This window comes from Rheinheimera sp., assembly GCF_020217005.1.
Taxonomy (GTDB): domain Bacteria; phylum Pseudomonadota; class Gammaproteobacteria; order Enterobacterales; family Alteromonadaceae; genus Pararheinheimera.
On record NZ_JAIWOI010000311.1, the window covers coordinates 1 to 10,000 of the forward strand.

Below are 10,000 nucleotides of genomic sequence, written 5' to 3' on the forward strand. Positions count from 1 at the left end.
CATTTTTTCATTGTGCAGTCATCCTTTTAATTGTTCTAAATCTAATACCCAAAGTAATTGATGTTGCAGCGCGACGACAAGTGAGCGATACCCCAGGAGCATAGTAGTCCTATGTGTAATTGGATTGAAGCGAGAACTCGCAGCTCATACCAATCATCACATGCCACAAACTACTGGGACGAGTAGCGCAGTCAACAAAGCTGCAGCTTCAAGTACGCAGGGTAAAACAAAACGGAGCTATATAGCTCCGTTTTGTTTTTTGCTTAGTGACCAGCGTGGCCGTCTAAACCATGCACATGGCCATGCGCCAGTTCTTCGTCCGTAGCATCGCGGACTAAAACCACTTCCACATCAAAAGTCAGATCAATGCCTGACAGAGGGTGGTTACCATCTACTACAACTTCATCTTCTGTGACATCTAATACAATGACAGATTGCTCACGGCCGTCCGGACCAGCAGCGCGGAAGCGCATGCCAACCTGAACGTCCATGCCTTCGAATAAGTTGCGTGGTACCGCCTGAGTTAACTCATCATGACGATCGCCATAGGCTTCTGCCGCAGGAACTTCGGCTTTGAATTTATCACCTACGGTCTTACCTAATAAAGCCTGCTCTAAACCGTGAATTAAAGCGCCTGTGCCAAAAATAAACACCAGCGGTTCTCCGCCAGCTGAACTATCTAATTCGTTGCCTGCTTTGTCAGCCACAGTGTAATGAATGGCGACTACTTTTTCTGCTTGTATGCTCATGCAAACCTCAGTTACGCGAGTGAATAGGGCAAAGGTGATATGACTAAAACCGATGCATCCGAAGTTGCTAATCGCAGTGGATCAGCTGGGTTAATATCGTTCGGTAATACCGCCAACACCCAAAGTTGCCCCTGAATATTCACCGCATTAATGACCTGGCCAACCCGGCGCCAGTTTTCCGACCATTGTACTTCAATATCCGTACCACTGGCCGGAGTTTCCTCAGTTTGTCCTTTGAGGATATAAGCTGCCCTTTTATTTTTACCCAGATATTTCATTCGGGCCACAGTTTCCTGCCCGATGTAACAACCTTTGGTAAAACTAATGGCGTTGATACTTTGTAGATTCAGCATTTGTGGCACATATTCGCCAATCACAGCCTGCTCAAGATAGGAAAAACCTTGCTGAATATGTTGAGCTAACCACAAGGTTGGAGCCGCAAGCTGGCTGCTTTGTTCCGTCAATAATCGCTTCGCATGAGCAAAATCAATCACTAATAAATAATGCTCATCGGCCAAACGCAACAATTTTCCGCCAGCCACAGGGCTCAACTGACCGGTCGCTGTGGGTTGGTCGTAGCCCAATCGCTGCAGCAGAGCTGCGGTGCCTGCGCCACTGATACCCAAAATAGCCAGACTGTCATGCCCGGATTCAAAACTGACTTTGGAAAATACGCCAAACTTTTTCAATTGGGTGGCTGAGGCTTGCAGTTCGTCACGAAAGCCTATGTACCAAAGAGCATCGCCTTCAGCACAGAGATAAAACTGGCCCCACATTTTGCCTTTTGCATCGCAATGCGCGCCACGCAGAAAATTGTCGGCAGTCAGTGAATTCAGGTCTGCTGTGACCTGACCCTGCAGGTATTTGCGGTTATCTGGTCCTGCAATAATCAGGCTTTCGAAGCCAGGTAAAGGACTGATAAAGGCGCCTTGTATCGACGTAGATAAAGAAGCGAGTTGGTCTGCACTGATCCAGGATGCTTGCATAAGGGTAAGTCTCTTAAAATACTAAGTCGATCATTGGGGGATTTGGTCAAAAGCTCAACCCCTGGATGGTTTTTTTGTTAGAATCTGGCCACTATCGAAGCTGTTCGCACTGCTGCAGCCTCAAGAACGAGAGGTAAAAATGAAAGAACTAATGGGTAAACCCCGCCTGCGTTGGGCTTGCCGTCGTGGCATGCTGGAGCTGGACGTGTTGTTGGCACCTTTTGTCGAGGAAGGTTATGACGCCTTAACTGAGGCGCAAAAATATACCTTTGAAGCCTTGTTGGCCTGTGATGATCCTGATTTATTCGCCTGGTTTATGGGCCATGGCCAATCCGCAGATGCAGAGCTGCAAGCTATGGTGAACATCATTGTCAACAGAGTACGAGTATAACCTTAGCTTTGTTCCATCCCGCATGCGCCGGTTCGTTTATCTGGCGCAAAGTTTGTTTATTCTGCTTATTTTTCTGTTGCAGCCTTTTTATGCTTTGTGGTGGATGTTGTTGTGGCCTTGGTTGTTTTTCTGTTTTTATCAACTGCTGCGGCAATGGCAAGAGCCAGTCAAAGCCAGATTATTGTTTTTAGGCGAAAAGGGCGAAATGCAGTGGTGGCAGGATGAACTGCCTGCCGGACAGTTGTTGGCCGATTCTTTAGTGTCTCAGTTGGGTATATGGCTGCGCTGGCAGGACACAGAGCAACGACCTCAGCAGTTATGGCTCTACAGGGACAACTTATCTGAAGAACATTTTCGTAGTCTGGCACGAGTGTGCCAGACGGTGAAATGGCAGCAACAGCCAGGTTCAGCGAACCGGAGTTAAAATGGTTGGAGTGGGCTGCGCCAACTGCTCCGGATAATCCAGATTATAGTGCAGGCCCCGGCTTTCTTTACGCGCCATAGCGCTGCGAATAATCAGTTCAGCCACCATAGTTAAATTACGTAATTCCAGAAGGTTATTACTGACGCGGAAGTTACGGTAATAGTCCTGAATTTCACGTTGTAACAATTCCACTCTGTGCAAAGCACGTTCCAGCCGCTTTTCGGTGCGGACTATGCCAACATAGTCCCACATAAACAGGCGCAATTCATGCCAGTTGTGAGTAATCACTACTTCTTCATCCGAGTCAATAACACGGCTTTCATCCCAGCAAGGCAGTTCTGTGACTAAGCGGGTCGAGTCCAGTTGAAGTTTAATATGCCGTGCTGCGGCTTGAGCAAAGACCACACATTCCAACAGAGAGTTACTCGCCATTCGATTAGCGCCGTGCAATCCGGTGTAGGCCACTTCTCCTACAGCATACAGATTATCAATATCGGTTTGGCCATTCAGGTTGGTCATTACACCACCGCAGGTGTAATGCGCTGCCGGCACTACAGGAATAGGCTGTTTGGTGATATCGATGCCGACACTTAAACATTTGGCGTAAATAGTCGGGAAATGCTCAATGATAAAGTCTTTTGGTTTGTGGCTGATATCCAGGTATACACAGTGAGCACCTAACTTCTTCATTTCATAGTCGATGGCACGCGCCACTATGTCTCGTGGTGCTAATTCAGCCCTTTCATCAAAATCCGGCATAAATCGGCTGCCGTCAGGTCGCTTTAAATAAGCGCCCTCACCCCGCATGGCTTCGGTGATCAGATAATTCTGCGCTTCAGGATGATACAAGCTAGTGGGGTGGAATTGATTAAATTCCATATTGGCTACACTACAACCGGCACGCCATGCCATAGCTATACCATCACCGCTGGCGACGTCGGGGTTGCTGGTATACAAATACACTTTACTGGCACCGCCTGTTGCCAGAGCCACACATTTAGCCCCTATGACCTCCACATGCTCCTCGTCTCGGTTCCAGACATAAGCACCGTGGCATTTTTGTTCTGCTAATCCGAGTTTTTTTGACGTGATCAAATCAATAGCGTTGTAGTTTTCCAGCAACTGAATATTGGGGTGGCCTTTAACTTGCTCAACCAGTGTGATTTGTACTGCTCTGCCAGTCGCGTCAGCAGCGTGCAAAATACGTCTGTGGCTATGGCCACCTTCGCGGGTCAGGTGGTATTTCAGGACACCGTCTTCATCTTTGTATTGATCAAAAGGCACACCCTGAGCTATTAACCATTCCATCGCATCTTTGGCGTGCTCAGCGGTAAATTGCACCGCGGCGGCTTCACACAGACCTGCGCCAGCTATTAAAGTGTCATTAACATGAGAAGCTATGCTGTCGTTTTCATCAAAAACCGCTGCTATGCCACCTTGTGCGTACAGGGTCGAACCTTCACGTAACGGGCCCTTACTCAGCACTATTACTTTGGCACTGTCGGCCAGATGCAAAGCCAGCGATAAACCCGCAGCGCCGCTGCCGATAATTAATACGTCACAAAGATGTTTTTTTTGTTGTTGCATGGGATACACTTATTCAGTCAAAAACACATAAATGTCTGTAATTTGGGTCTTTATACCAAGGTAATTGAAGTGGCAGTGCGGCGACAAGCGCACGGGACCCCATGAACATAGTGAAGCTATGTGATTGGGGCGAGTATACGCAGACAACAAAACTGCGGCTTCAAGAACCAAGGTATATACGCTACTTTTCGGCAACCGGCCGTTCGATTTGCGGCAAATTGTAACTTTTTTTACTTATTCGCAGAACTATTCATATAGCTTCCGGTCATAAGGGTACGCTTGACGAGCGCCAGTTGCAAAAAGAAAGTAGTATTTAGCATTAGGGGAAAGGCTCGGATGAGCGAGCAAGAATTGGATTGGCAGATTGTCCAGCGGGTACAACAAGGGGATAAAGCGGCGTTTAATCTGCTGGTTAGAAAATACCAGCATAGAATTGCGAACTTAATCTCACGTTATGTCTCTAACCATGGCGATGTGGCGGATGTAGCTCAGGAAGCCTTTATTAAAGCTTACCGTGCTATTCCCGGCTTTCGCGGTGAGAGCGCATTTTATACCTGGTTATACCGGATAGCTGTGAACAGCGCTAAAAATTACCTGGTAGCGACAGGACGCAAACCACCATCTACCGACGTAGATGCGGACGATGCTGAGTTTTATGACGGCAGCGATGCGTTAAAAGAGCAGGACTCTCCGGAAAAACTCTTGTTATCCGAAGAAATCCGGCATGTAGTGTTCGATACCATTGAAAAATTGCCAGACGAATTACGCACGGCTATAACATTGCGTGAATTGGATGGTTTAAGTTACGAAGAGATTGCGGAAGTGATGGGTTGTCCTATAGGGACGGTCAGAAGCCGGATTTTCCGTGCACGTGAAGCTATTGATGCGCAGTTAAAACCGCTCATTGGTTGAACCTCTACTAAACAGGAATCGGTATGTTGTCAGAAAAATCAGATTGGCTCTCGGCTGCTAGTGATAACCAAGCTATAAGCCCTGAACAATTAGACAGTTTACTGCAGGACGCTGAATTACAGCGGAGCTTTGCGCGTTATCATTTGATTGGTGCTGCCATTCGAAATGAATTACCGGCTCAACTGGATATGCAGTTTGCAGATAACTTTGCCAGCCTGTTGGATCAGGAACCAGCTTATCAGTTAGAAGCCAGTGCTGCAGCGCAAAGACAAGATACACCAGTGTCATTCTGGAAAAAACTGGGTGAAGCCGCCAATACAGGTTGGTTTAAAACTGGTTTTCAAGGTGCAGTGGCGGCCAGCGTGGCGTTAATTGCCGTGTTAGGTGTGCAACAGTTCCAGGGTACTGGTCAGGATGCAGACCTGAACTCACCTCTGCCTGTATTGCAAACTCAGCCAGTAGCTGGCTTTGCGACACCTGTGAGTTTAAGTCAGACCTCTGTTGATTCCCGTTTTGAACAGGAACAACGGCAGGCTATGTTGGAACAACAAAAACGTTTGCAGCAATTGTTGCAAGCACATCGTCAGCAGATCAGAGTGATGGAAACTGCTCAGCAGAACACTCCGCAAGCTCCAGCTGAGAAACCAATACAAGAGCATTAAATATGGGTTGGAAAGGCTTAAGTAGTGCCTTGATCATCTTGTTTTACTCCAACCTGAGCTTCGCTGAAGTCTCGGGTTGGGAGTGGTTTGAGCGAAGCCAAAGCTCAGTGCGCCAATATAACTTCGAAGCTTCTTTTGTTGTCATTAAACCCAACCAGGTTGATAGTTATCGCTGGCTGCATGGTGTTCAGGATCATTCTGAAATAGAGCAATTGATGCCATTGGAACAAAGTGGTGTCGAAATCCTGCGTCGTGATCAGATGGTGTATTACATAGCGCCAGAAAAAACGCCTTTAGCAACCAATAGCAGCACCATCAAAGAGCTCCCCGCTTTATTGTATCGGGATATAGAGTCTATCAAAACTTTGTATGACGCCGTGCCAGGTGGTTCTGCCCAACTCTCTGGCCGTCCCGCTCAGTTATTGCGTCTGACACCGCTACAGAATGACAGGCCAGGTTACTGGATGTGGTTAGACAGTCAAACCGGTTTCCCGCTAAAAATTGATACTCTAACAATACAGAATGAAGTGCTGGAGCGTTGGGTAGTGACACACATATTACCTCACACCACCTTGCCTGAAGCTTTAAGTGTTGCCGCCAATGCGGACTTACCTAAGGCCGCGGAAAAACTACCCACAGTGAGTTTGCCGGAGAGCCCGTTGGAGTTGTCCTGGTTGCCTGGTGGTTATCAGCAAGTGCCTGTAGCTGCAGCTATGGTGCCACAGCAAGTGTTGGAACAATGGCTGTTGTCGGATGGTTTGCACCAGGTGTCTGTATTTGTCCAGCCAGGAGCCAGCTTACCAGCTCAGGCATTTCGTGATGGCGCCACTACTATTTTTGTGATGCCGAAGAATCAGTTTGATGTCACAGTGATAGGCCCGGTGTCTATTGAAAGTGCGCGGCAAATTGCTGAGTCGGTACGTTAAATGCTGGAAGAAATTGCCACTGTGATGAAAAGCCAGAGCGATGGTGTCTGGCTAAAAACTCAAAGTGTCAGTAGCTGCAATGCCTGTCAGGCCAATAACGACTGTGGCACAGGTGTGGTGGCTAAGGCGTTAACGCCGCGTGATAATCTGTTTTTTGTCAAAAGCCAGTTACCGCTATTGGAAGGCCAAAAAGTAAAAATTGCCGTCAGTGAACAGCATCTGTTATCCGCTGCGGCTTTAATGTATTTACTGCCGTTGTTTTGTTTGATCGCTGTCTCTGCTTTGCTGAGCCGCTTGCAACTGGCGGAAAGCACCATAGTGCTGGGCTCCTTGGCTGCATTAGTGGCAGGCTTTGGCGTCGCACGATTATTCAGTGGCCCTTCGACACAACAAGAGCAAATAGAAATCCTCGCTGTATTGCCAGAACTGGCTGTGCAACATATTCGTATCACAGATTAATCCTTTGCTGAAATCCGCTGTAACATCTGAACACATAGCAACCAATGCAGAGATCGAGTACAATTCGCGGCAAATTTATCTGAATCAACTTTGGTGTTCGTCCTGTCTTGCCCATAAGGGGCAGAGTAGGCTCACCTGATAGCAGCTTTAGCGGAAAAAATGCCAAAAATTACTCATATTCGTAACTTTTCAGTCATAGCCCACATAGACCACGGCAAATCTACGCTGTCCGATCGTCTGATCCAACATTGTGGTGGTTTAACCGATCGTGAGATGCAGGCGCAGGTTTTAGATTCGATGGATCTGGAGCGTGAGCGTGGTATCACCATTAAAGCGCAAAGCGTAACCTTGCATTACAAAGCCAAAGATGGCGAGACTTATCAACTGAACTTTATCGATACCCCAGGCCACGTTGACTTTACTTACGAAGTCAGCCGCTCTTTAGCCGCCTGTGAGGGGGCTTTATTGGTGGTGGATGCCGGTCAGGGCGTTGAAGCTCAGACCGTAGCTAACTGCTATACAGCGCTTGAAATGAACCTTGAAGTTTTACCAATTCTGAACAAGATCGACTTACCACAAGCCGATCCGGATCGTGTTGCCGAAGAAATAGAAGACATTATAGGTATTGAAGCTGTAGGGGCTGTGCAATGTTCAGCCAAAACAGGTATAGGTATTGAAGATGTACTTGAGACTATAGTGGCTAATATCCCTTGCCCTGAAGGTGATGTGGATGGTCCGACTCAGGCGCTGATTATCGATTCATGGTTTGACCCTTACCAGGGCGTTGTGTCCCTGGTTCGTGTGAAACATGGCAAAATCCAGCAAAAAGACAAAATTAAAGTGATGTCGACCGGTATGGTGTACGAAGTCGACAAAGTCGGTGTATTTACCCCTAAAGCCAATAACACAGGTATTTTAAGTACTGGTGAAGTAGGTTTTGTCATCTGTGGTATCAAAGAAATCAAAGGTGCTCCGGTTGGTGATACGTTAACTTTAGCGAAAAACCCGGCTTCTGAGCCATTACCAGGCTTTAAACGTATTAAGCCTCAGGTTTATGCCGGTGTATTCCCTGTGTCTTCAGACGATTACGAAGATTTCCGTGATGCGTTAGAAAAACTCAGCTTAAACGACTCTTCATTGTTTTATGAGCCAGAAAGCTCCAGCGCTTTAGGTTTTGGTTTCCGTATAGGTTTCCTCGGCATGCTGCACATGGAAATTATTCAGGAACGTTTAGAGCGTGAATACGATCTGGATCTCATCACTACAGCACCGACTGTAGTGTACGAAGTCATCACCAAAAACGGTGAAACCGTGATGGTCGACAACCCAAGTGCTTTACCGCCAGTGGGTAACATTGATGAAATTCGTGAGCCTATAGTGGAAGCTCATATTCTGGTGCCACAGGAATACTTAGGTAACGTAATTAACCTTTGTATTGAAAAACGTGGTGTGCAGATGAACATGACCTACCACGGCCGTCAGGTTGCAGTGGTTTATGAACTACCAATGGCTGAAGTGGTGATGGATTTCTTTGACCGCTTAAAGTCTACCAGCCGTGGTTACGCCTCACTGGACTATGCCTTTAAACGTTTCCAGACCTCAGATATGTCCAGAGTTGATATTCTGATCAACGGTGAACGGGTCGATGCTCTGGCTATTATCAGCCATAAAGACTTTGCTCAAAGCCGTGGCCGTGAGCTGGCCGAGAAGTTAAAAGACCTGATCCCACGTCAGATGTTTGATATTGCGATTCAGGCTGCTATTGGTGCTCATGTCATAGCCCGTACTACAGTGAAGCAATTGCGTAAAAACGTATTAGCTAAATGTTATGGCGGCGATATCAGCCGGAAGAAAAAGCTGTTACAGAAACAAAAAGACGGTAAAAAACGTATGAAGCAGGTCGGTAATGTGGAAGTTCCACAGGAAGCCTTCCTTGCCATTCTTAAAGTCGGTAAATAACAACAAGGGTAGTTATGGCAGGTTATTTTGCAATTCTTCTCGTAGTCTTGACTCTGGCCAGTGGTTTAATCTGGCTGATCGACGTACTGGTATTTGCCCCAAAGCGCAAACTTAAAGTTGCGACCGCTCAGGCTGCTGCCGGGGGCGGCCTGCCATTGGCTGCTATTGAACAATTGGAAAAACCTTCTTATCTGGCTGAAACAGCTAAAGAAATTTTCCCTTTGATTCTGGCTATTACTATTATCCGTTCTTTTTTATACGAGCCATTCCAGATCCCTTCAGGCTCTATGATGCCAACCTTATTGGTCGGTGACTTTATCCTGGTAGAGAAGTATTCATACGATGTGAAAGACCCGGTATGGCGCAAACCACTGATCACCACTGGCCGGCCAGAGCGTGGCGATGTGATCGTATTTAAATACCCAGAGCAACCTACAGTTGATTTCATCAAACGTACTGTGGGTTTGCCTGGTGACCGTATCATCTATAAAAACAAGCAGTTGTTTATTCAGCCTGCCTGTACTGCAGCAGATAAAAGCACTTGTCCTGGTTTAGAAGCTGTCCCTCTGACGTTGCAGGCTGAAGGCGAGTTTATGGATGGTGAATTACCAACCAAACGCTATTCGGAGCAATTTGGTGATCGTAAACACGACATACTGCAGCATCCGTTTAAGTCAGAGCAGCTGATGAGCTACTACAAGCAACCTGGCACTGCGATCGAAGAGTTTATCGTCCCTGAAGGTCATTATTTTGCCTTGGGCGATAACCGGGATAACAGCCGCGACAGCCGTTTCTGGGGTTTTGTACCTGAAGAAAATCTGGTGGGTAAAGCTGTATTTATCTGGATGAGTTTTGAATTTAGCGACGACCCTGACAACTGGTTACCTTCCTGGGTGCCTGTAGGTGTGCGTTTTGAACGTTTAGGCAAAATTAATTAATGCAAAA

Annotated in this window: 11 protein-coding genes; 8 read left to right on the forward strand and 3 right to left on the reverse strand. The window is 47.0% G+C overall.

Going from position 1 to position 10,000, the window contains the following annotated elements:
* Window positions 1–263: 263 nt before the first annotated feature.
* Together LDL40_RS15135 and ygfZ are read right to left on the reverse strand one after the other, a co-directional pair.
* Complete coding sequence (locus tag LDL40_RS15135; protein ID WP_053423392.1) at window positions 264–749, reverse strand: peptidylprolyl isomerase; 486 nt, start codon at window positions 747–749, stop codon at window positions 264–266.
* Between the two features lie 11 nt (window positions 750–760).
* Window positions 761–1,735, reverse strand: a complete 975-nt coding sequence (gene ygfZ / locus LDL40_RS15140) for a tRNA-modifying protein YgfZ (RefSeq protein ID WP_300996265.1) — start codon at window positions 1,733–1,735, stop codon at window positions 761–763.
* 139 nt (window positions 1,736–1,874) lie between these two features.
* Here ygfZ and LDL40_RS15145 point away from each other — a divergent pair, with 139 nt between their 5' ends.
* Both LDL40_RS15145 and LDL40_RS15150 read left to right on the forward strand, forming a co-directional pair.
* Window positions 1,875–2,126, forward strand: a complete 252-nt coding sequence (locus LDL40_RS15145) for a succinate dehydrogenase assembly factor 2 (protein ID WP_300996266.1) — start codon at window positions 1,875–1,877, stop codon at window positions 2,124–2,126.
* On the forward strand, window positions 2,104–2,550 hold the full coding sequence (locus LDL40_RS15150) for a protein YgfX (protein WP_300996267.1): 447 nt from the start codon (window positions 2,104–2,106) through the stop codon (window positions 2,548–2,550). The genes LDL40_RS15145 and LDL40_RS15150 overlap by 23 nt, the downstream gene beginning before the upstream one ends.
* Here LDL40_RS15150 and nadB read toward each other — a convergent pair.
* Window positions 2,533–4,137, reverse strand: coding sequence for an L-aspartate oxidase (gene nadB, locus LDL40_RS15155; RefSeq protein ID WP_300996268.1), 1,605 nt, complete (start codon window positions 4,135–4,137; stop codon window positions 2,533–2,535). The two genes, LDL40_RS15150 and nadB, sit on opposite strands and share 18 nt — an antisense overlap.
* A gap of 336 nt (window positions 4,138–4,473) precedes the next feature.
* On the opposite strand from nadB, the gene rpoE reads away from it, so the two are divergent.
* The 6 genes from rpoE to lepB all read left to right on the forward strand — a co-directional run bounded on the left by rpoE (window position 4,474) and on the right by lepB (window position 9,993).
* On the forward strand, window positions 4,474–5,049 hold the full coding sequence (rpoE, locus tag LDL40_RS15160) for an RNA polymerase sigma factor RpoE (RefSeq protein WP_300996269.1): 576 nt from the start codon (window positions 4,474–4,476) through the stop codon (window positions 5,047–5,049).
* Between the two features lie 23 nt (window positions 5,050–5,072).
* Window positions 5,073–5,711 (forward strand): sigma-E factor negative regulatory protein, encoded by a 639-nt coding sequence (locus tag LDL40_RS15165; RefSeq protein ID WP_300996270.1) that lies wholly within the window; start codon window positions 5,073–5,075, stop codon window positions 5,709–5,711.
* A 2-nt stretch (window positions 5,712–5,713) separates the two neighbouring features.
* Entirely contained in the window at window positions 5,714–6,637 is a 924-nt protein-coding gene (locus tag LDL40_RS15170; RefSeq protein ID WP_300996271.1) for a MucB/RseB C-terminal domain-containing protein, read from the forward strand.
* Complete coding sequence (locus tag LDL40_RS15175) at window positions 6,638–7,096, forward strand: SoxR reducing system RseC family protein (protein ID WP_300996272.1); 459 nt, start codon at window positions 6,638–6,640, stop codon at window positions 7,094–7,096.
* A 159-nt stretch (window positions 7,097–7,255) separates the two neighbouring features.
* Window positions 7,256–9,055: a translation elongation factor 4 gene (gene lepA / locus LDL40_RS15180; protein ID WP_367304338.1), complete on the forward strand. Its 1,800-nt coding sequence runs from the start codon at window positions 7,256–7,258 to the stop codon at window positions 9,053–9,055.
* Window positions 9,056–9,069: 14 nt separating this feature from the next.
* Complete coding sequence (gene lepB / locus LDL40_RS15185) at window positions 9,070–9,993, forward strand: signal peptidase I (RefSeq protein WP_300996273.1); 924 nt, start codon at window positions 9,070–9,072, stop codon at window positions 9,991–9,993.
* Window positions 9,994–10,000 lie beyond the last annotated feature (7 nt).